This is a genomic window from Prevotella intermedia ATCC 25611 = DSM 20706 (genome assembly GCF_001953955.1).
GTDB classification, from domain to species: domain Bacteria; phylum Bacteroidota; class Bacteroidia; order Bacteroidales; family Bacteroidaceae; genus Prevotella; species Prevotella intermedia.
Genome location: NZ_CP019300.1, coordinates 136,597 through 158,862 on the forward strand (window position 1 = coordinate 136,597; position 22,266 = coordinate 158,862).

Sequence of the window (22,266 nt, forward strand, 5' to 3'; positions counted from 1 at the left end):
TTGGTAAAAGCGGTGCAAAGGTACATAGAAAATATGATAAAAGCAAATTTTAGAAGAAGTATTTTAAAAAGAATATTCATAAAGTAAAAGATTGTAGGGGCAGAGTTTATGGGTAAGTGCAGAGTTAACTATATTCTTGCAAGATATTGCTTCTGGTTTTTGAAAATTGAGAGGGTACTTTGATATTCTATTAGTTTTATTCTGCACATTCATTATCGCTTAGTAATAAACCAAACATCTATATTCCATTCTTTCATTAATTTTCTTCTATATATTTATTATCTCTCTTAATAAACCAAGTAACTGTATTTTTCTCTTTCAGTATTTTATCCTACCAGTTCATTATTCTCTTTTTCGTAAATTCATTAGAGATGTTTTCTAGTGTTCTATATGTCAAATAAAACTAAAAGGAGGGGGGGGATTTAACGTTTTATTATGATTTAGCAGTACCTTTGCAACTCATTTAAAAGTTACGAAATAATGAATAAATTAATTTTAACGATGTGTTTGCTCTTTGCTACTATTGGGAATGCAATGGGACAAACTGGGGAGGCTGACAGATTGCTGGGCACCTATATGACTGAAGGTAACAAAGGTAAAGTAACGATTGAGAAATCGGGAGACGTTTACTTTGGCAAATTAGTATGGAGCATTACGAAAGGTGCAGTAGACAAAAACAACCCTGTAAAGTCTGAACGCACGAAAAAGTTGGTTGGCAAAACCATTCTTACAGGCTTCAAGTATGCTGGCAAGAACGTGTGGGAAGATGGTAAAATCTACGACCCCGAAAATGGTAAAACCTACAGCTGCAAGATTACTATGAAGACCAATGGCGACATTACAGTGCGTGGTTTCATCGGCATCTCGCTATTAGGTCGCAACACAACTTGGAAACGTGTAAAGTAGAAATATGCAAAGAAAAAGCATAAGATAAGAGAAAAAGTGCTTAAGGAAAAAGCCGTACTGAAGACATCGTGTATTCAGTGCGGCTTTTTCTTTTGTTATACTTACCTTGCATCGAAGCATAAAAGTATGAAAAATATTAATTTCTTTCTTAAAACATTTGTGAAATAAGAATTATTTGAATACCTTTGACTATATAAAACGAAAATCTATACATCTATGGAAATTACGGATAATAATAGTTACTGTGTTATTTTGGCTGGCGGGAAAGGAAAAAGATTGTGGCCAGTGAGTAGGGAAAAGTATCCTAAGCAGTTTATCGATTTCTTCAGCGAAGGACGAACACAGCTGCAACAGACTTTCGACCGCTTTCTTGACATAGTCCCGAAGGATAATATTTTCATTGTAACAAGCCAACTGTACTACGGCATCGTGCGTAAACAGCTCCCCGAAGTAGCTGAAAACAATATTATTTCCGAGCCTACTTACCGAAATACTGCTCCAAGCGTAGCATGGGCTGCCCGCCGTATTTCCAAGATAAACAGCCATGCAAACGTTATTATTTCGCCTTCCGACCAAAGTATTATGAAGCCCGAAATATTTAAAAAGAATATTCAGGAAGGATTGAACTTTGCTGCCACGCACGACTGTTTGCTGGCTTTGGGCGTCCAGCCCACACGTGCCGAGACCGCATACGGCTACATACAAAAAGGCAGCGCAAGCACAATGGGCGATATATATAAGGTGAAAGCCTTTACCGAAAAGCCCGATGCAGAGTTTGCCCAGATGTTTGTAGACAGCAACGAATGGTTGTGGAACACGGGTATGTACTTAGGCAATGTGAAGTTCCTGAAAGAAAGTCTGCAACAAAGCCTTTCGATTGCACAAATAGATTTCGATGCGACACCACAAGAATTTGACACGGAAAACGAAGAAGAGTTCGCACAGCACCTCTTCCCTGCCTTCCCTAATATGTCAATAGACTATGGTGTGCTTGAAAAATCGCCCAATGTGCACGTTCTGAAATGCGATTTCGGGTGGGTAGACCTTGGCACATGGCGCGGTATGTATGATTCGAAAAGTCGTGGAAAGAACGATAATGTGGTTGCCAGTGGCGAAGTATTGTTCGATGACTCGAGCAATAACATCGTCAGACTATCCAACGACAAGTTTGCCATTCTAAACGGACTCGATGGCTTTATTGTTGCTGAGAAAGACAATGTGCTGCTTGTCTGCAAGAAAGAAAACTCTTCGGCATTGATACGAAAATACGTAAACGAGGCACAACTAAAAAAGGGCGAAGAGTTTATTTAGAGGCTCGTACATAACAAACGAATCACCATAGAAACCCACAAAGCAGGTTATAACAAACGCAAGACCAAGTTTTCGATTTGTTCCCCTCACAAAACCAACACTCATTGGTTTGCGAAACAAGCCGAAAACTTGGTCTTACATATTTCTTATAGTGTGCTGCTGCGTTGGCAGCACAAAGCAGAAACCTGTTTAATCCAACTTTTGGAAAGCATCGAAAATGCGTGCTGCAATCTCCGTTTGCTCTTCCGCCGTCAGTTCGATGTGCTTATGGAAGTCTACATCGCCTTCCTTATTGATAGGCAACAGGTGGATATGTGCGTGGTCTACTTCGAGTCCCAACACAATCTGCGCTACTTTCTTGCAAGGAAAAGCAGTCTTTATGGCACGGGCAACCTTCTTTGCAAAGAGCTGGAACGCTGCCAAATCGTCGTCGTCCATATCGAAAATGTAGTCAATTTCCTTACGAGGAATTACTAACGTATGCGCTTTTCCGACAGGGTTAATGTCGAGGAAAGCATAGAACTTGTCGTTCTCTGCGCACTTATAGCTTGGTATTTCTCCAGCTGCAATCTTCGAAAATATAGTCATAGCCTTATTTCTTTGTTTTATACCTTAAAGATTGATAGAAATCTTATCTACCCTCAACTTTATTTTACCACGTGGTATTTCTATTTCCACCTCGTCGCCCACCTTCTTGTTGAGCAGTCCCTGTGCGATAGGAGTCTTGATAGAAATCTTTCCCTGCTTCAGGTTTGCTTCCGATTCACTGACAATGGTGTACTCCATTTTAGAGTTATTGCCCAGATTCGTCATCTGAACGGTAGACATAATCTGTACAGCTTCGTTGCTCAAACGCGATGTATCCACAATTTTTGCTTGTGCTATGGTCATCTTCATCTCGGTTATTTTTGCTTCGAGATGTGCTTGTGCTTCCTTTGCTGCATCGTATTCCGAATTTTCGCTTAAATCGCCCTTGTCGGCTGCTTCTGCTATTGCTGCCGATGCTTTCGGACGTTCTACTGCTTCTAAACGTTGCAGTTCAGCCACGAGCTTGTCGTAGCCATCTTGTGACATGTAAGACATAATCTATATTATTTTGTTTATACGCTTTTCAAAATAAATATAAAAAAGACAGAATCCCGACATAATCCCGATGTCAGAATTCCATTACCTCTTTTTTACTACTTTATTAAAACGCTGCAAAGGTAGTCCTTATTTCCGATATTCCAAAGTAAAGGAGGTTAAAAATTATTAGTAGTCAAAAACGAAAGTTTATTCCATCAGCCATTCTTCCTATTACCACACATCGTAAAAGCTCGGGTTTGACAGTGCTGCCTATGCGAGAAACGGTATTTACTAAAGGGAATTGATTTTCTTTTTCTTGCTCAAGGTAAATATCCCAAAACAGCTTTGGTTTTGTAAAGATAATTCGTTAGAAAAAGGATAATTTCGATTTGGCATTGCGAAAGCGTAGGTTTTGCAATGCAAAACAGCCGCTTTTACCGTGCAAAACCTACGCTTTTGGAACGCAAAACAATAGGTTTTATAATACGCTGACAAACAACAGGTTACACAACAATTATGCTTGTGAAAAATATTTACAGCTTTATTGGGTTATTTTTGCCTATAAAACATACAAGCTCCGCTAAATTCCTGCTGTTCCATTCTATTGATACAAGAAAGTAAGAATAGTACTATTGGATTGTAAGAATAGTACTATTGGATTGTAAGAAACAAAAAGTGGCAGATGCTTTTATCGAGCATCTGCCACTTCTTTTATTTATATGTACCTGCGTTTACTCTTCTACAGGAGCATTCTTCAAGCGGTTTTCAAGCTTCTTGCCCAATACCAAGTAAGCTACTGGAGAAGCAATGAAGATTGAAGACAATGTACCGAAGAACACACCGAGTATCATTGCGAATGCAAAGCTACGGATACTGTCGCCACCAAGGATAAAGATTGAAAGCAACACAATCAACGTAGAGAACGATGTATTAATTGTACGTGCCAACGTCTGGTTGATAGAATCGTTGAACAATGTCTGGTAATCCATCTTCGGGTGTAGTCGCATGTTCTCACGGATACGGTCGAACACCACCACTTTGTCGTTGATAGAGTAACCAATCACGGTCAAGATAGCGCCGATAAAGGTCTGGTCGATTTCGAGAGAGAAGCCAATCCAACCGTAGCAGACAGAGTAGAAACCTATAACTATCAATGTATCTAGTGCCAACGCCACAACTGAACCTACCGAGAAACCAAGGTTACGGAAACGCAGCAAGATGTAGACGAAGATAAATATCAACGCCAATGCAACGCTTCGGATAGCTCCGTGTGTGATGTCCTTAGCAACTGAAGGACCTACCTTTGAAGAACTGATGATAGAACCACCCTCGCGAATGTCTGGATTCTTAAAGCTATCCACATTTGCCTGACTTACGAAGCCTCCCTTCTTCAATGCGTTGTAAAGCACTGTTTCTGCGTGGTCGTCTTCAGCTGGGTCGTTCGATTCGATGTTATAGTTGGTAGAAACACGAATGGTGTTGCCTTCTGTACCCAATGCAATTACAGTTGTTGTAGCTTGCTTGCCTGCATTTTCGCCAATGGTATTCACAAATGCATTGCCCAAAATCTTACGAACGTCCTCTACATGGACTTTCTTGTTAAGGGTGATGACATAGTTGCGACCACCTGTAAAGTCGATACTCTTGCTCAAACCTCTTACGAAGAAGATGCTAACGAGGAAGAGTACAGCTACAATCGCTGAAAGTGTGAACGTTGTCTTGTAAAGACTCATGAACTTAATGCTTGTATTTTGCATCAAATTCTTGCTGATTGAAGTACAGAATTTCTGGTTCAACCACTTGTCTTTCTTCAAACGATTCTCGTAAATCAGACGTGTCAAGAACACAGCTGTGAAGAACGAGCAAACAATACCAATAATCCATGTTGTAGCAAAACCACGGATAGGACCTGTACCGGTTACAAGAAGAATAATACCCGTAATGAGCGAAGTGAAGTTAGAGTCGAAGATTGCAGAGAAAGCATTGCTGTAACCTGCCCTCAAAGCATCTTTAATACCCTTTCCTGCTCGCATTTCTTCCTTGATACGCTCGTAGATAAGCACGTTTGCATCGACCGCCGTACCGAGCGTAAGCACAATACCCGCAATACCCGGCATGGTAAGTGCCGACTGGAACGAAGCCAAAATACCCAGTGTAAAGAACAAGTTGGCAAGCAAAGCGCAGTTAGCCAACATACCAGGGATAAGGTCGTACATCACAACCATGTAAATCATCAAGAGTACGAATGCGATAGCAAACGACCAAAGACCTTGCTGGATTGACTGTGCACCCAGTGTAGGACCAACCACTTCTTCCTGAACGATGCGTGCAGGAGCAGGCATACGACCAGACTTCAAGGTGTTAGCCAAGTCTTTTGTATCTTCGATGGTGAACGAACCTGAAATAGATGACGAACCACCTGTGATTTCTGTATTAATACGTGGTGCAGTGTAAACAAGTCCATCGAGCACAATAGCAACAGCCTTGCCAAGGTTAGCCTTTGTAATGGCAGCCCACAAACGAGCACCGTCAGAGTTCATTGTCATGCTAACCTCTGGGCGTCCGTACTGGTCGAATTGGTCTTTAGCATCTGTTATCACGTCGCCTTCCAATGGAGCACGGCCGTCAGATGTTGTAACCTTCAAGGCATGGAGTTCAAAGATATTCTTTTGCTGTAAGTGGTCAGCAGGTTTTGCACTCCAGCGTAAACGCAAATCAGTTGGTAAAACTTGTTGTGCCAACTGGCTGTAAATAATTTTATTGATAGCAGCAGTATCGCGAACACTTGCATAACCAACAACACTTAAAGCATCGCCTGGTATCAACTGCAACATAGAAAGTAATGGATTAGCTTTCTTTGCAGCAGCCATCTGTGCATCTTTACCTGTGTTTGCACCAAGCTTGTTGCCCTTCAACGAAAGTTTAGCTGCAGGCTTGTTTTGCGCCAACTGACTCTTGGTAGAATCATTCGCCGTAGAATCGTTCGCCTCTACCTTTGTTTCGCCGTTAGCCAAACGCTGGTCGAGCTGTGTCAGATAAGGTGCAATCTCTTGATTGTTGTATGTTTCCCAGAATTCAAGGTTAGCCGAACCTTGCAACAACTTACGCATACGCTCTGGCTCGCGGATACCTGGCATTTCCACCATAAGGCGTCCTTCCTGTCCTTCCAGCTTTTGAATGTTCGGTTGAACAACACCAAACTGGTCGATACGGTTGCGCACTACGTTGTAAGAGTTGTCGATAGATGCTGTAACTTCCTCGCGAAGAGCCTTTTCAACATCTTTGTCTGAACTCTGTGTACTAACTTTTCCCTTCAATTGCTGTGTTGCAAAGATTTCAGCCAGCTTTCTTCCCGGTGCATTCTTGTGGAAAGCGTCGATGAAAAGAGTGATGAAATCGCTCTGACTTGTCATTTCTTGCTCCTTTGCCTCTTTCATTGCCTTGAGGTAAGCAGCATCGGTTTTGTGGTCGGCGAGTACATCTACGACATCAGGAACTGAAATTTCGAGGATAACGTTCATACCACCTTTAAGGTCAAGACCCAAACCAATCTGTGTCTCTAAACACTTTTGATAAGAGTAAATGCCCAAGTACTTCACAGAATCTTTATAATCCTGCTGTGCAATAGGGTCTTTAATCTTCGCAGCTTGTCCGTCGTAGTAGCTTGTTGCCACCGAGAAAGACAAGTAGAAAATGCTTGCGAGCGTCAGCAAGACGGCAACACAAATTACTAATCCTTTGTTTTGCATTTTATTATTTATTTTTAATTATTTCCTTTTTCAGGCATAGTTAGTCGTGCAAAGATAGTTATTTTTTCACATTTCGGAAAATTTAAGTGCTTTTATTCGCTTATTTTTAATATTTTGGGCGATATTTTAGCCACGTATATATAGGATAATGGTCGGAAGTTGGTATTTTATTATCAACTTTTGCCTCGTATGGTTCAAAATCGTCCGAGCAGAAAATGTTGTCTATACGCACATACATTCCGCTTTTATGGTACGATACTCCGGGACCGTTTCCACTTGCTATATAAGCGTCGGTCAAATGGTTGGCAATGGTTTTGTGGGCGTAGCTAATCGGATTGTCGTTGAAATCGCCACACAGTATTACGGGTATTTTCTTGTCTAAGTGCTTTTTCACATAGGCTGCAACTGCATCTACCTGCGGTGCCCGTGTGATGGCAGCGCGCCCAAGCTTGTCGAGTATGCGCTCGCTTCCCGTTTTTGTGGTACTGCCTTCAAAGGGAGCGCGCACCATATCCTTGTATCCTTGCTTGTCGGCTTCGCTTAAATGGTTGCTTTCAAAATGGTTGTTCACCACCAATACCTCTTGGTTGTTATAATTAATAAGGTAGGCGAAGCTGATGTTTCCTGCCGATTTGTACTTTATTTGCTCTTTCTTCAAAATCGGATAACGGCTCAACAGCATCATGTGTTGGCAGCCTGGAGCAGGCATACTTACGAAATCGTGATAGGGATAAGCCTTCCTGAAAGCCTTGTAAATGTTGTCTTGATGCTTTCCGTAAACATCTGTTTCCTGCAAACAGACAATGTCGGCATTGCTTTTCAAGATGTAATCGACAATAGGATTGGTCTCATCGGGGTCGAAATCCCAAATTGCAAACATAAAAACATTGTAGGAAAGCACCTTAATCGACCTGACAGGGTGTTCTTTCTTTATATTAAAAGGTGTGTATTTACGTATGGGGACATAGCAAATAAGCAGTCCCAACAGGGGCAACCAAATGGTTTTGAAACGGAATACAGCCCAAAAGACAAGAAAAAGCAAGTTGATTACCAACACAATGGGGAAGCCTAAGCCGAAGTTAGACAGCCACGGGTGCTCGGCTGGCTGCAATCTGTCCACATTGCCAACCAACAACAGCGCAACTATTGCTACGATGTTGGCAACCAAGGCTATCCAGTAGACCGTGCTTTTTATCTTGCGAAACATATATTATATGTGCCTTCCTTCTCTTTCTTGACAGTCGTTTCGTTACTTACTGCTATCAAAAAGCTTTTGCTTTTCGTCTTTGGTCAGACTGTCATAGCCGTTCTTTCTTATCTTATCGAGTATGCGGTCTACCTCTTCTTGTTCCTTTTTCTTTCGTGCATTGTACTCCCAATCGCTTTCAGGCTGCTGTGTTTGCTGCGTATGTGTGGTATTCCATTGGAAGCCGTCGTTGCCTCTTTCCTGATTGTTTCCTGCCGAACGATTTGTTCGGTTCTCCCAGTTATTGCGCATATTGTCGAAGAAACGACGTCCCTTATCCATACCGAAGTCGCCGTCAGAATATGGGTGCTTGCGCCAATAGCGTATGAGCAGATAACCAAACAGCATACCTCCAAGATGTGCCAAATGAGCCACACCGTCGTTACTTGTTCCCATTGCCGAGAAAAGTTCGATGGCAATAGAGCCAAAAATTATCCATTTTGCTTTCAGCGGAATGGGGATTGGAATAATGAACATACGTTCGTTAGGAAATGTAAGTCCGAATGCGAGCAGCACACCATACACTGCTCCCGAAGCACCCACGGTTGTCCAACGACTCAGATAGTTCTCCATTGGTATACGTCCCATTTCGGTTACCACATACTGATAGTGGTTCAAGCCCTCCGCCATATAGGTAGCGTATTGCGCCAGTTCCTGACAAAGACCGGCACCGATGCCTGTTACCATATAATATAATAGGAATTTCTTCGAGCCCCACACGTTTTCCATTACCATGCCAAACATCCAAAGCATGAACATATTCATTAGAATGTGCATGTAACCGCCATGCATGAACATATAAGTTACAAGCTGCCAAAGGTGGAAATTGTCGGAAAGGAAAAAGTGAAGACCCAATAAATTGTTAAGGTCGATACCCATTCCGCTAAATATAATGTAGGCAACGAAAGCCAGAACATTAAGAATGAGCAGATTTTTTGTTACTGTTGGTATATTGCGCATATATTATACTGTTTGTTTATAGAGATTTGGTGGTCTCCTTAATGTTGTGAATAGCAAAGTCTTTGCCAACTTTTCGTTTCTCAGCAGGCAAGTGCAGACGAATGACAAACTTTCAGTTGTTTCTGCTTAACGCCTGCAAAAATACTAATTTTTCTGCATTTTTGGTAGAAAATGGCTTAACGAGGCACTTTTTTTAGGTAAAAGTTTACATTTCTTTGTGATTTTGTTTGTTTTATAAAAGTAAACGATTATATTTGCAGAAATGTTGGAACAATATTTTGTATAATATCAAATAATAATTCAAAAATTATGAACAAAACAGAACTAATCGAGAAAATCGCAGCCGGTGCAGGTTTAAGCAAGGCTGACTCTAAGAAAGCATTAGACGCTATGACCGCAGCTATCAAAGAAGCACTCGTAGCTGGTGATAAAGTTCAGTTGGTAGGTTTCGGTACTTACTCTGTAACAGAACGCCCTGCACACGAAGGTATTAACCCTGCAACAAAGCAGAAAATACAGATTGCAGCTAAGAAAGTTGCTAAGTTCAAGCCAGGTGCTGAACTTGCTGATGCTGTAAACGCATAAAGCATATAGTGTAAGACTAACGATAAAGGCGATACCTTTCAAAAGGTGTCGCCTTTGTTGTTGTTCCAAGTTCAACTAACCATTATGCGAGTTTGGTATAAGAATGACATCAATATATTATTCATTAAGACACTTAAAGAAAGTATTGTTTATGATTTAATAGGCTTATAATCAAAAAGAAGTGAAGTGTCTTCGTCCTGAAATCTTACGCTCAATTCACGCTATCTTATGAACGAAAAGAAGGTAATAAATGTGTAAATATTTTTCACAAGTGAAACTATCACTTAACCATTTGGTATTCAGCGCATTACAAAACCTATTGTTTTGCGTTCCAAAAGCGGCTGTTTTGCACGGTAAAAGCGTAGGTTTTGCATCGCAAAAGAGCCGCTTTCGCAATGTCAAAACGCAGTTATCATTTTTTAAGGGAATTATCTTTACAAAACGAAACAAAAAAAAGCTCACTGTTTCATTAGGGAGCTTGCTAAAAGAATATCTACAGGATTGCTTGCCTAACCTGCTTTCATATACCGAATTTACGTAACTATTGAGAAATAAAAAAGCGGCTGCTGCACCTTGTTCGTACAGCAAACCGCCATTCTATTTTTTATTTCAACATTTCTGCAAATAGCTCGTGAACACGAGTATCGGTGCCCAACTCTGGGTGGAAAGCCGTAACAAGCTGTTTGCCTTGGCGGGCTGCGACAATGCGTCCGTCTACTTCGGCAAGCACTTCTACGCCTTCGCCTGCTTTTTCAATATACGGTGCACGTATGAAAGTCATTGGAACGGGTTCGGCAATACCTTTCATCGGCGCATCGACAGCAAAGCTTCCCATCTGTCTGCCGTATGCGTTGCGGCAGGTACGAATGTTCATCGTAGCGAAACGGTCGTACGGACTTTTTGCATTTTCCACCTCTTTCGATAGCAGAATAAGTCCTGCACAAGTGCCATAAACAGGCAAACCGCCTTCGATGTCTTTCTTTATAGGCTCAAACAAGTTCAACTCGTGTAGGAGTTTCAGCATTACGGTGCTTTCTCCGCCAGGAATAATCAGTCCGTCTTTAGGCTTGTTCCAGTCAGCAAGCTGGCGCACTTCAAAGGTTTCGTGCCCCAGTTGCTGCATCATTTTGGCGTGTTCAGCAAATGCTCCTTGTAAGGCTAATATGGCAATCTTCATATTTTGCTCGATTATTTGCCACGTTCTGCCATCAAAATAGCAATCTCGCTTTCGTTGATACCTACCATTGCTTCGCCAAGGTCTTCGCTCAATTCAGCAAGCATCTTAGCATCTTTGTAGTTGGTAACAGCCTGAACGATAGCGCGAGCACGCTTTTCTGGGTTGCCAGACTTGAAGATACCTGAACCAACGAATACACCTTCAGCACCCAACTGCATCATAAGCGCAGCGTCAGCAGGAGTAGCAACACCACCCGCAGCGAAGTTTACAACAGGGAGTTTGCCGTTATCGTGAACATACTTCACAAGTTCGTAAGGCGCACGGAGCTGTTTTGCTGCTTCGTAGAGTTCGTCTTCGCCAAGCGATGTAAGGCGGCGCATCTCTGTTTGTATCATACGCATGTGGCGTACAGCCTGAATAATGTCGCCTGTACCTGGTTCACCCTTTGTGCGAATCATGGTTGCACCTTCTGCAATACGGCGCAACGCCTCGCCAAGGTCCTTTGCTCCACAAACGAAAGGAACGTCGAACTTATCCTTATCGATATGGAAAACATCGTCAGCTGGTGAAAGCACCTCGCTCTCGTCGATGTAATCGATTTCAATAGCTTGAAGAATCTGCGCCTCAACAAAATGTCCGATACGCACCTTTGCCATTACAGGAATGCTTACAGCCTCTTGAATGCCACGAATCATCTTAGGGTCGCTCATACGAGACACACCGCCTGCAGCGCGAATATCGGCAGGAATACGCTCCAATGCCATTACTGCACAAGCACCGGCAGCCTCAGCTATGCGAGCTTGTTCAGGGGTTGTAACGTCCATGATAACACCGCCTTTAAGCATCTGTGCCAAGTTGCGGTTCAGTTCTTTTCTATTTTCTACCATTGTTTTATGTTTTTTATTGTTTTGTTTTTAATTCTCTATATTTTAAATATGGTGGCAAAGGTATGTTTTTTCATCGTATTACCCAAACGCACGTTCCCATATAGCAAACTATTACCTACGAATAGGAAATAGGAAAAGGAATGTTACGCAGCGTAGAATGCATCGGTTTAAGAGAACGCCCCATTCTCTTTTTCACTGCTTAAAGGAGTTTACGCTCTCAAAAACAATAACAAAAACCAGACAATAGTGCATAAAATGAGGCTGGACTCCATTATCGGAACCCAGCCTTTTATCGCCTTTGCCGCTGCTGTAAAACGTTTTCAGCTCGGCAAAAGTAGAGATTGCTAATCAATTAGCAGCAATTATAATCGTTCTTATTATATTGCTTTCTTGATTTATTTTACAACTACTCTTACAACCTTACCGTTCTTGTACTTCACAATATTCACACCCTTCTGTGCGGTGTCAATCTTCTGACCTGCAAGATTGTAGCGAGCTACGATTTCATTGTCTGTATCTACGGTTGCGTCTTCGATACCTGCAGTAGTAGTAACTTCAACCATGTTGGTTTGGTTCACTACAAGTTCGGTCATAGGAATAGCACTGTTGCCCAATTTAGGAGCTACAAAAGCAACAACGTGCATCTTGCTTGCATTGTACGCAGCAGGAATATCGTAAGTGAATTGCTTTTCGAAGTTGTCGCCATTCCATGTAATGTTGTCACCATTGATGTTTGTCAAGCACTGACGGAATGTGTTGTTGTGAACATAGTTCTTAATCTTTTGTCCCTTATCAATCTGTGGGCTAACGATTCCATCTTCTGTTACATAAACATAAAGTCCATAATCCTTGAGGAAACCACCTGCGTTCTTAACACCAGTACCCTTCACATCAACAACCATTTGGTTGCTTCCGTTTGCGAGTTTGTCTGCCTTTGCAACTATGTCGATATTTACAAATGCAGGGAGGTTTTCGTCTGTTTGGTCAAACATATTGCTAAACATTTGAACGCCCTCTTCAAAAGCTGATTCTTTGAAAGCAATTGCTGTTGTAAGCGCACCCTCGATAACAGTTCTGTTAAACGCTGCCATTGGATAGCCATTTGCACCAAGAGCCTTCATAATAGCTATGCTTTGGTTTGTTTGCATAGGGTCTGGGCTACCCATTGGACCGTGAAGTGCTATCCAAGCCAAGTCTTTGCGCTTCTCTTGCAGTTTCTTCAAGAGTCTTGAACCAGTAGGACACCAAGTACAAGTTACAGCAGTAAATTGTTCTACGAGGTGCTTTTGTCTCTTAAGACCTGTTTCGTAGAGATTTATATCAGCCTCGTAAGCATCGTTCTTGATATTGCCTGTAGGTGCAGCACCGTCAACCTTTGTAATAGTGAACTTAATCTTGCGTGCGCCTAACTGTACGTCTGTTGTAGGAATCTCAACAACATCAGCCTTCATCTTGCCATTTACAACGCCTGTGATGGTCTGTTCTTTTACCAGTTTACCATCAATAGATGCTGCTAAAGTATAAGAATTAATATCCGCTGTACCAAAGTTGCTGACATTTACAGTAAACTTAGAGTTGCTTGCAGCCTTTGTAAACTTGCTGAATGTAACGTTGTGGAGAACAATATCCTTTGCTGGATATTCTTTTTCTACAACAGCCTGAACGCAAAGGTTTCCATATTTTTCAGAGCCAAACTTATACAACTTGCTGCTACCCTCCATAGCGGCGTATGATGTTTCGATTGTTCCTTCATTCAATAATGAGATTGCATAACATTCAGGAGAAGAGCCTTTCTTCTGTGTATAGGTGAATCCTAACATCACTCCTTCTACTTTGCTGAGGTCAAGAGTATAAGGAGTTGAGAAAGTACAATCGTTCCAGCCCTTCTTAGTGCTGGCAATTTCCTTTTCAGCCACTACATTATATTCTATATCACCACCCGAAATATTATAGGTGAACAGCTTTGCAGTTATGGCACCAATACCATCGGCAGGCAATGCGACACGCATACCAACGACCTTACCTCCGTTGAAATTCTCAGCAATAACCTTGTTAACGGGTGTAAGAAGGGTTATCTTGCCTTCATTCTGTGTGAAACCAACACCTTTCTCGTTATAGTTATCGCCGCTGAAGTTACCCATATAACGCTGATTAGCAGGCAAGTTTGCTCTTATAGCCTTAGCGTTGTTTTGGTACTTTACAGAACTAACCGGTTGAGAGAAGTCGAACTCTGGCTCGGTTACTTTCAAGCTACCGTTCTGTGCAGTAGCTGCGATTGCCATTGCAAATGCAACGCAAGATAATAGAAATTTTTTCATCTGTTTTTGGTTTAGTAAATATTCAGTTGTTTAACAATTAGCTTATTCATCAACTTCAGTAATTAATACATTAGATTAACAACAAGTTTATTCATAGTTGCCATATCATAAAACTCACTTAAACCTCATACTACTATAAAGATAAGATAAATATGATGACCTCGCAAAGATACAAATAAAATGATAAAAACCTATTATTTTAAAAGTTTTTTTTGAAATTTTATCTCCATTAGCGCAAACTACGGCGAAAACAGATGCGTCAACAGATAGGTTTTCAAGCATTTTCCACCACTTAAAAACAACCGAACACGAACAATGGAAATGCAAGATTTATGGAAACTTTCCGTGCTATAGATATCATATTCTGCCCTCCGAATAGTAACAACCGACGATTCACCTCTTTATATATAGGCAGGCATCGTTCTGTCTTAGCACAAATTCTGCAAATTACTTACACGTAAAGAAATATTTTTCTACATGTAAGTAAGAATTTACATAAGCGTAAATAAATATTTCTTTACGTGTAAGTAATTTAGCAGACAAAACGTTTCGGAACACATAACCCACTGTAAAAGAGAGATAAAAGAGCAACATTATGCTATAAAACAAAACCTTCCATAAAAAAAAGTGTATGCTTCATTGTGCCGTCAAGGTGTATTTACAACGAAAAGCGGGTGTACCAAAACAGTTTGTTCGATACACCCGCTTCTACATATATCGTTCTACGCAACAGCAGGAATTATGCGCCGTGGAAAAGATATTCAGCTTGAATATCCTTTGTAAGCTGCGTGAACAGCTCTTCCTGCAAAAGGTCAGCAAGTTCCATACCCTTAGTGAGTATCTTGTCGGAAAATTCCTGCAACATATCTTTTGCACGCAAAGGCTGCGTTTTGTAAATGCGTAGGTACTCTTCTTCCATTTCGCGCTGACGCTGGTCGGTTTCTGCCTCAAACTTCAGATAGGCTTCCTTGATGATTGGTGCATATTTGTTGTAGTTCACCATACCCAACGTCATCACTTTGCGGAATTTCCAATAAGCCGAATCGACACTCGACTTGTCGGCACCCTTCGTGTAAGCCTCTGGATAAGAGGTGATACCCTGATAAAGTGGAAGGAACAAGCCAAGGTCTGCCATACCCATTGCCACATAGTTCACGCAGCCAATGGCTTGTGGAAGTTCGGGACGAACCTGCAAGATGTGGGTCTGTGTGGTACGGAAGATAGACACAGGGCGATAAGGTTCTTTAGGATTGCTGTGCAAATAAGGGTCGTGCTCCGTATTGTCGTAATGGAAACGGAAGGCGTGGCGCATATCTGCAATGCTGATTGGCTTTTCCGCCTTGGCATAAACGGGGAACGTATTCTTTGTAACGTCGTTCTTTATGCTGGGCGAGAACATTTTCTGCAATCCCCATACACGTGGATAATTGTATGTGGTGTCGAGCTTTATGTCGCGTGCGTAGGCTTCGTGGAAGTCGAAATTGCCCTTCTTTGGGTCGTACAATCCGTGCTTCTCGGCAAACTCCAACAGGTCGTTGGAAGCCATATAGTTTTCTGTGTCCAATGGGTCGTATAGGCGGAAACGGCTTTGGTTGCCTGTAACGAAATATTGGTCTTTCGGCATACGGCAAGCCAACCAACGATGACCGCAGGCTGTTTCAAGATACCATATCTCCTTGTTATCGACAAAACCGATGCCAAATCCTTCGGCAATGCCGTGCTTTTCTATCAGCATACCCAAGCGTTCAACACCTTCACGTGCGGTGCGAATGTAGGGCAGAACAACGTTGAATACGGCATTCTCAGCGATACCGTTCTCTACAAGCGGGTCGTACTTCAACACTTCGTCGCTGCTGAATATGCTTTCCGTGGCACTCATACCTACACCGGCAGTGTTAAAGCCTGCGCTTCCCCAGTGATTAGGCAGACAATAGGGTGCCAATGCGCTGTAACCCAAAGCCTCCTTGGGAAGTTCGCAACGGAAAGGGCTGTCTTTCGCAACATATTCGGTTGCGCCTTCTGTGGTATCTTCGTAAATTTCGTAGTTCTTTGCCTCCATGGCGTCCCAGTCTTCGGAACGTGCCACCATCATAGAACCGTCGCTTGTCATTTCCTGTCCCACAATCATCGTGGTACATTCTGATGGTAAATTGCTTACCAAAACTTTATTTTCTTTCATAAATATATTTGTTTTAAGATATAACTTGTAAGGGCAAATGTAGGCAAAATAATTGAATTGAAGAAAGGCTTTTGCCGATTTATTGTTATTTTACCTAATTGTAGGTAATCGAAATTATATCGGAAGTCTTTACTAAACAAACTTAAAAATAGGAGCTAAATTCAATAATTTACATAATTAACTAAGAAAATCGGGCAGTATCTAAAGAATTCTAATTAAATTTGCAGACAAATTGTATAATTACAGCTCAATGAGAAATAAGATATATTCCCTTATAGCAATGCTGACAATGGCACTTGCGCTGACATCGTGCTTTAGCGAAAACGAGAAGAAACAAGAAACAAGACCGTACGAAACTGCGATTGTTGCCTTCTCGCTTAAAGAAGTAAAATTTCCTCTCGATACGGTTACCAAGGCTGGAAAAGACACAACCGTTATCGCTAAATACAAGAAACTCAACAAGCATAGGTTCTATATCGACCACAATAACGGAACGATTTACAACCCTGACTCGCTGCCTTACGGAGCGAAAGTGAAGGCTGTGATTGCCAGCATCGCAACAAAAAGCGGTGGTATCTTATATTTCAAGTCGCTAACCGACGACAAAGAGACGCTATACAATCAGAAAGACTCTATCGATTTCTCGAAACCACGCACCGTTACCGTTTATTCTCAAGACGGAAGCTTCCGCCGTACTTACACCATATCGGTGAATGTGCACAAGCAACGCGGCAACGAATTTACGTGGAAAGCATTCAACGACAATGCCGACTTTGCACTGTTTGAGAACGCAAAGATGGTAAACCACGACGGAAAAATCTACGTTTTCGGAAAGAAAGACAGCCAGACACTCGGCTACTTCACATCAGAAGAAGACGGAAACACGTGGACACAGCTTCCTGCAACCTTTGCAGCAGAGGCTTACAAGAGCGTCATCGTGAGCCAAGGTGCCATCTACTTGCTCGACAATGGGCAAGTCAAGCGCACTGCCGACGGCAAAACATGGGAAACAACAGGCACTGCATCGCTGCAACAGCTTGTTGCTGCAAGTAAGTCAGAAATGTACGCGCTTTCTAACAGCAAAACGCTTATGGTATCGAAAGACAACGGTGCCAACTGGAAAGCAGAGGCATTGGACACCGATGCTGCAAAACTGCCTACCGAAGGCGTTGGCTATATGTGCCAGCCATTGGCTGCTAACAGCGAAATAGACAGGGTTGTACTTTTCGGAACGAACGCAACAAGCAACCACGCCGTAATATGGAACAAGCTCGTAGACTATACAAATGCAGCTACAAACTACAAGTGGTCGTTCGTGGAATCGGGATTAAGCGAGACTTTCCAACTTCCTAAATACAAATTCCTCACTGTTCTCCATTACAACAACAAGGCTATGGCGTTCGGTGTAACTAACGACGGCAAGTTTGCACAGATAAAAGAAAGCAGCAACAGTGGCATTGTTTGGACAGCCAACAAGACTTACGTCTACCCAGCCGCTACACCTTCGGGATATTTTGCTGCAACAGCCGACAGCCAAAACTATATTTGGATTGTCAGCGGAAGCAAGGTTTGGAAAGGCAGAATGAACAGTATGGGGTGGAAAAAGCCTCAAACCGATTTTACAGAATAAAATTTCAAGGGTGGTTGTAAGGTTGTAGAGAGCCTTCCACAACCAACAAGAATAAAAGCAAAGAAATGAAACGTATCCTCTTTTATATATTGCTCTTCATTGCTTCTGCCCCTGTTCAGGCGCAGGACGGCGAAGAATATAAAATGGAATTGGGTGCGGGAGTAGGGTTGATGGGCTATCTTGGCGACTTCAACGGTTCGCTTACGAAAGACCTTCAGCCTATGGGAACCTTATTGGCACGCTATGCTTTCAGTCCTTACATGGGGCTGAAGCTCAACGTTTCGTATGGAAAGATGCAGGGAAAGTCAAGCGATGTAAAGACTTACTATCCTAGGTTTTCAACCAAACCCTACGAATTCAGCAATGCTTTGGTAGATGTTGGAGTTGCTTACGAATACAACTTCTGGCCCTACGGCACAGGAAGGGAATACAGAGGGGCACAGCGTTTAACGCCCTTTGTTTCTGTTGGATTAGGCGCAACTTACGTGCAGATAAAAGACGGAGACAGGAAATCGGCTTTTTCGGCAAACCTTCCAATAGGTTTGGGCATTAAGTATAAAATGGGAGAACGCACAAATATCGGATTGGAATGGGTGATGCACTTCTGCCTTTCCGACGAGTTGGACGGACAGAAAGACCCCTACGACATAAAAAGTAGTGGAGCTTTCAAGAACACCGACTGCTATTCTACCCTGCAACTCACCTTCACTTACAGTTTTATGGCAAAGTGCCGCACTTGTCATAACGAAGACGAATAGCCGACAGTTGCCCATTTAATTGGTTATAACAAATAAGAAACAATACAATCTTCGCAAAATATGGCAGAAGAATTAGATATGAAACGCATACCGCAACACATTGCCATCATTATGGACGGCAACGGTCGTTGGGCTACAGAACGCAACAAGCCACGTTCGTATGGGCATCAAGCGGGAGTAGATACCGTGCGTCGGATTACGTCGGAATGTACCCGATTGGGCGTAAAGTACCTTACACTTTACACCTTTTCCACTGAAAATTGGAATCGGCCGTCCGACGAGATAGCTGCACTTATGGGACTTGTACTGACTTCTCTCGAAGACGAAATCTTTATGAAGAACAATGTACGCTTCCAAGTTATTGGCGACATCGACCGCCTTCCTGCAGCAGTAGCAGACAAACTCCGCGAAACCATTGAGCATACGGCAAACAACGATACTATGACAATGGTGGTTGCGCTAAGCTATTCTGCACGTTGGGAACTTACAGAAGCCACAAAACAGATAGCAGCAAAGGTTCAAAAAGGCGAATTAAGCATAGATGATATCGACGAAAATGCCATTAACAACAGTCTTTGCACAAGCTTTATGCCCGACCCCGACCTACTTATCAGGACGGGAGGAGAGTTCCGCATATCCAATTATCTGCTTTGGCAGTTAGCCTATTCGGAACTATATTTCTGCGAGACCTATTGGCCAGACTTCTCAGAAGCCGACTTGCACAAGGCAATAGCCGACTATCAGGGTCGTCAGCGTCGTTTTGGAAAGACAGAGAAACAAGTAGAAACAGAACAAGAAAATAAAAAAGATACGCTATAAATGAGTAATACGAAAAAGGTCTTGATACTCTTGGCTGCAATTTTCAGCTTCAGCTTGCAGATGAAAGCGCAAGAGAAAATTGTAAAACCAGCCATTTCATACGCTACCAACCCACAACAGTATAAGTTAGCAGGCATTTCTGTATCGGGAGTGGAGGGCTACGAAGACTATGTTCTTGTGGGAATCTCAGGATTAACCATAGGACAATACATTGAAATCCCAGGTACAGCCATCACAAACGCAGTGAAACGCTATTGGAAACATGGCTTATTTTCCGAAGTTTCAATAGCTGTGGATTCCTTGGTGGGCGAAAAAGCATACCTACACATATACTTACAAACGCGTCCGCGCATTTCCAGCATCAACTATCTTGGGCTAAAGAAAAGCGAACGTGAAGATATGGACCAGAAGTTGGGTATTATAAAAGGTGGACAGATAACACCTAACATGATAGACCGTGCAAGAATCCTCGCCAAAAAGTATTTTGACGATAAGGGATACAAAGATGCTACCGTGCAAATACGCCAGCGCGACGACGTTACGGCAAAGAATCAAGTCATTCTTGATATAGAAGTAGACAAGAAAGAAAAGAAAAAGGTTCGCCACATTATTATAGATGGTAACGAACAACTGCACGACAAGAAGATAAAAGGTTCGTTATTTAAGAAGGGTGCCTTCGCTAAGACAAACGAAGCAGGCAAGTTATCGACCCTTTTAAAGGCAAAGAAGTTCACTCCTGAACGTTGGGAGGAAGACAAGAAACACCTTATTGAAAAGTATTACGAGCACGGTTTCCGCGATGCAACTATCTTAAAGGACAGCATTTGGAACGAAGACGATAAGCACGTGAACGTGTATGTGAAAGTAGACGAAGGCAAGAAGTACTACATTCGCAACATCAACTGGGTGGGAAATACAATTTATACCACTGATTATCTTAATTCATTGCTCGATATGAAGAAAGGCGACGTCTACAATCAGAAGTTCCTTAACAAGCGATTAACGGAGGACGAATCGTCGGTTGGCAACCAATATTGGGACCACGGCTACCTCTTTTACAACTTACAACCTACGGAAATTAACATTGTCGGCGACTCCGTAGACCTTGAAATGCGTATCTACGAAGGTCAGCAAGCACGCATCAAGCGTGTCCGCATCAATGGTAACGACCGCATTTACGAGAATGTTGTTCGCCGCGAATTGCGCACAAAGCCAGGCGACCTCTTCTCTAAAGCAGCCTTGATGCGTACTGCCCGCGACTTGGCATCTATGGGACACTTCGACCCAGAATCGGTTAATCCAGAGCCAAAAGCCAACTATGAAGATGGTACAGTAGACATTAACTGGAACTTAAAACAGAAGTCTAACGACCAAATACAGTTACAGTTAGGTTGGGGACAGATGGGTGCGCTGTTGCAATTGGGCTTAAAACTGAACAACTTCTCTATTGCAAACTTGCTCAAAAAGAACAAGGAACACAGAGGATTCCTGCCTATTGGCGATGGCGAAACAATGTCGTTGAATGCCCAAACCAACGGTAAATACTACCAGTCTTACGGTTTGCAATACGCCACAAACTGGTTTGGAGGCAAGCGTCCTATTCAGTTTACGCTCGGTGCGAACTTCTCTAAGTCTACCGATGTGAACACAAGCTACTACAGCCGTAGCTATATGCAGAACTACTACAACTATATGTACGGCGTAGGTAATTACAATTACAACAACTACGAGAACTATCTCGACCCCGACAAGTACATTCAAATCTGGGGATTCTATGCTGGTTGGGGTAAGCGACTAAGATGGCCTGACGACTATTTCCAGCTCTCTGTTCAGCTTTCTTATCAACGCTACATCTTGAAGAACTGGCGTTACTTCCTTATAATGTCGAACGGTACAGCCAACAACTTGAGCTTAAACATTTCGCTCAATCGTAGTTCTACCGACAACCAGCTATACCCACGTACGGGTTCAGAGTTCTCTGCATCGCTCTCAATTACACCGCCTTGGTCTAAGTTCGACAAAAAAGACTACAAGAACCTTGCCAACGACCGCTTCTCGGCTACTTATCAACAAGAGCAACAAGAGAAATATCGTTGGGTGGAATACCACAAATGGAAGTTCAAGGCACGCACCTTTACAGCCCTCAGCAGTGGCAGCAAGTGCTTCGTGTTGATGACTCGCGTGGAATTCGGATTGTTGGGAAGCTACAACCGCTACAAGAAAAGCCCATTTGAAACCTTCTATATGGGTGGCGACGGTATGAGCGGATACTCTTCAAGCTACGCACAAGAAACCATTGGTCTGCGTGGTTACGACAATGGTCAGCTCACACAGCGCGGCGAAGGCTACGCTTACGACCGCATGACGCTCGAACTCCGCTATCCGTTCCTCTTAGGTAACACCACCATTTACGGTCTTGGATTTGTAGAAGCAGGTAATGCGTGGACGGAAACATCGAAGTTCAATCCATTCGATATGAAGCGTTCAGCAGGTTTAGGCGTGCGTATCTACCTCCCAATGGTGGGTATGATGGGTATCGACTGGGCTTACGGCTTCGACAAAGTCTTTGGAAAGAAAGGCGGAAGTCAGTTCCACTTTGTATTGGGACAAGAGTTCTAACAACTTAACAATGCCACCTCCATACAGGTGGCATACAGAAATAACAAGAAGAGATAT

16 protein-coding genes are annotated in these 22,266 nt (G+C 42.6%); 7 read left to right on the plus strand and 9 right to left on the minus strand.

Annotation, left to right across the window (positions count from 1 at the left end; translation table 11 throughout):
* Positions 1–480 precede the first annotated feature (480 nt).
* Complete coding sequence (locus BWX39_RS00585) at positions 481–906, plus strand: DUF2147 domain-containing protein (protein ID WP_028905907.1); 426 nt, start codon at positions 481–483, stop codon at positions 904–906.
* A 216-nt stretch (positions 907–1,122) separates the two neighbouring features.
* Entirely contained in the window at positions 1,123–2,217 is a 1,095-nt protein-coding gene (locus BWX39_RS00590; RefSeq protein ID WP_028905906.1) for a mannose-1-phosphate guanylyltransferase, read from the plus strand.
* A gap of 189 nt (positions 2,218–2,406) precedes the next feature.
* Here the strand turns inward: BWX39_RS00590 and BWX39_RS00595 are convergent, their stop codons facing one another.
* The 5 genes from BWX39_RS00595 to BWX39_RS00620 form a co-directional block, all read right to left on the minus strand.
* On the minus strand, positions 2,407–2,805 hold the full coding sequence (locus BWX39_RS00595) for an HIT family protein (protein WP_028905905.1): 399 nt from the start codon (positions 2,803–2,805) through the stop codon (positions 2,407–2,409).
* A gap of 24 nt (positions 2,806–2,829) precedes the next feature.
* A complete protein-coding gene (gene greA / locus BWX39_RS00600) occupies positions 2,830–3,300 on the minus strand; it encodes a transcription elongation factor GreA (RefSeq protein ID WP_028905904.1) in 471 nt (156 codons plus the stop codon).
* A 713-nt stretch (positions 3,301–4,013) separates the two neighbouring features.
* A complete protein-coding gene (gene secDF / locus BWX39_RS00610) occupies positions 4,014–7,031 on the minus strand; it encodes a protein translocase subunit SecDF (protein ID WP_028905903.1) in 3,018 nt (1,005 codons plus the stop codon).
* 106 nt (positions 7,032–7,137) lie between these two features.
* Complete coding sequence (locus BWX39_RS00615; protein ID WP_028905902.1) at positions 7,138–8,238, minus strand: endonuclease/exonuclease/phosphatase family protein; 1,101 nt, start codon at positions 8,236–8,238, stop codon at positions 7,138–7,140.
* Between the two features lie 42 nt (positions 8,239–8,280).
* The gene (locus tag BWX39_RS00620; RefSeq protein ID WP_028905901.1) at positions 8,281–9,237 is read right to left on the minus strand and encodes a rhomboid family intramembrane serine protease; all 957 of its coding nucleotides are present in this window, start codon (positions 9,235–9,237) and stop codon (positions 8,281–8,283) included.
* 309 nt (positions 9,238–9,546) lie between these two features.
* Here BWX39_RS00620 and BWX39_RS00625 point away from each other — a divergent pair, with 309 nt between their 5' ends.
* Positions 9,547–9,822: an HU family DNA-binding protein gene (locus tag BWX39_RS00625; RefSeq protein WP_014709303.1), complete on the plus strand. Its 276-nt coding sequence runs from the start codon at positions 9,547–9,549 to the stop codon at positions 9,820–9,822.
* Between the two features lie 604 nt (positions 9,823–10,426).
* On the opposite strand, the gene pdxT is transcribed toward BWX39_RS00625, so the two are convergent.
* The 4 genes from pdxT to BWX39_RS00650 all read right to left on the minus strand — a co-directional run bounded on the left by pdxT (position 10,427) and on the right by BWX39_RS00650 (position 16,383).
* Complete coding sequence (pdxT, locus tag BWX39_RS00635) at positions 10,427–10,999, minus strand: pyridoxal 5'-phosphate synthase glutaminase subunit PdxT (RefSeq protein ID WP_028905900.1); 573 nt, start codon at positions 10,997–10,999, stop codon at positions 10,427–10,429.
* An 11-nt stretch (positions 11,000–11,010) separates the two neighbouring features.
* Positions 11,011–11,886: a pyridoxal 5'-phosphate synthase lyase subunit PdxS gene (pdxS, locus tag BWX39_RS00640; RefSeq protein WP_028905899.1), complete on the minus strand. Its 876-nt coding sequence runs from the start codon at positions 11,884–11,886 to the stop codon at positions 11,011–11,013.
* Positions 11,887–12,281: 395 nt separating this feature from the next.
* Positions 12,282–14,204 (minus strand): Omp28-related outer membrane protein, encoded by a 1,923-nt coding sequence (locus tag BWX39_RS00645; protein ID WP_028905898.1) that lies wholly within the window; start codon positions 14,202–14,204, stop codon positions 12,282–12,284.
* A gap of 739 nt (positions 14,205–14,943) precedes the next feature.
* Entirely contained in the window at positions 14,944–16,383 is a 1,440-nt protein-coding gene (locus BWX39_RS00650; RefSeq protein WP_028905897.1) for a C69 family dipeptidase, read from the minus strand.
* Positions 16,384–16,633: 250 nt separating this feature from the next.
* Between BWX39_RS00650 and BWX39_RS00655 the strand changes: the two genes are divergently transcribed.
* The 4 genes from BWX39_RS00655 (at position 16,634) to BWX39_RS00670 (ending at position 22,209) form a co-directional block, all read left to right on the plus strand.
* A complete protein-coding gene (locus BWX39_RS00655; RefSeq protein ID WP_028905896.1) occupies positions 16,634–18,013 on the plus strand; it encodes a DUF6242 domain-containing protein in 1,380 nt (459 codons plus the stop codon).
* Positions 18,014–18,078: 65 nt separating this feature from the next.
* Positions 18,079–18,771: a type IX secretion system protein PorG gene (gene porG, locus BWX39_RS00660; protein WP_028905895.1), complete on the plus strand. Its 693-nt coding sequence runs from the start codon at positions 18,079–18,081 to the stop codon at positions 18,769–18,771.
* Positions 18,772–18,831: 60 nt separating this feature from the next.
* Positions 18,832–19,590, plus strand: coding sequence for an isoprenyl transferase (locus tag BWX39_RS00665; RefSeq protein WP_028905894.1), 759 nt, complete (start codon positions 18,832–18,834; stop codon positions 19,588–19,590).
* A complete protein-coding gene (locus BWX39_RS00670) occupies positions 19,591–22,209 on the plus strand; it encodes a BamA/OMP85 family outer membrane protein (protein ID WP_028905893.1) in 2,619 nt (872 codons plus the stop codon).
* Positions 22,210–22,266 lie beyond the last annotated feature (57 nt).

Excerpts from the sequence above, each read along its gene's own strand:
- BWX39_RS00585 (WP_028905907.1), top strand. The coding sequence starts at position 481 with ATGAATAAATTAATTTTAACGATGTGTTTGCTCTTTGCTACTATTGGG.
- BWX39_RS00590 (WP_028905906.1), top strand. The coding sequence starts at position 1,123 with ATGGAAATTACGGATAATAATAGTTACTGTGTTATTTTGGCTGGCGGG.
- BWX39_RS00595 (WP_028905905.1), bottom strand. The coding sequence starts at position 2,805 with ATGACTATATTTTCGAAGATTGCAGCTGGAGAAATACCAAGCTATAAG.
- greA (WP_028905904.1), bottom strand. The coding sequence starts at position 3,300 with ATGTCTTACATGTCACAAGATGGCTACGACAAGCTCGTGGCTGAACTG.
- secDF (WP_028905903.1), bottom strand. The coding sequence starts at position 7,031 with ATGCAAAACAAAGGATTAGTAATTTGTGTTGCCGTCTTGCTGACGCTC.
- BWX39_RS00615 (WP_028905902.1), bottom strand. The coding sequence starts at position 8,238 with ATGTTTCGCAAGATAAAAAGCACGGTCTACTGGATAGCCTTGGTTGCC.
- BWX39_RS00620 (WP_028905901.1), bottom strand. The coding sequence starts at position 9,237 with ATGCGCAATATACCAACAGTAACAAAAAATCTGCTCATTCTTAATGTT.
- BWX39_RS00625 (WP_014709303.1), top strand. The coding sequence starts at position 9,547 with ATGAACAAAACAGAACTAATCGAGAAAATCGCAGCCGGTGCAGGTTTA.
- pdxT (WP_028905900.1), bottom strand. The coding sequence starts at position 10,999 with ATGAAGATTGCCATATTAGCCTTACAAGGAGCATTTGCTGAACACGCC.
- pdxS (WP_028905899.1), bottom strand. The coding sequence starts at position 11,886 with ATGGTAGAAAATAGAAAAGAACTGAACCGCAACTTGGCACAGATGCTT.
- BWX39_RS00645 (WP_028905898.1), bottom strand. The coding sequence starts at position 14,204 with ATGAAAAAATTTCTATTATCTTGCGTTGCATTTGCAATGGCAATCGCA.
- BWX39_RS00650 (WP_028905897.1), bottom strand. The coding sequence starts at position 16,383 with ATGAAAGAAAATAAAGTTTTGGTAAGCAATTTACCATCAGAATGTACC.
- BWX39_RS00655 (WP_028905896.1), top strand. The coding sequence starts at position 16,634 with ATGAGAAATAAGATATATTCCCTTATAGCAATGCTGACAATGGCACTT.
- porG (WP_028905895.1), top strand. The coding sequence starts at position 18,079 with ATGAAACGTATCCTCTTTTATATATTGCTCTTCATTGCTTCTGCCCCT.
- BWX39_RS00665 (WP_028905894.1), top strand. The coding sequence starts at position 18,832 with ATGGCAGAAGAATTAGATATGAAACGCATACCGCAACACATTGCCATC.
- BWX39_RS00670 (WP_028905893.1), top strand. The coding sequence starts at position 19,591 with ATGAGTAATACGAAAAAGGTCTTGATACTCTTGGCTGCAATTTTCAGC.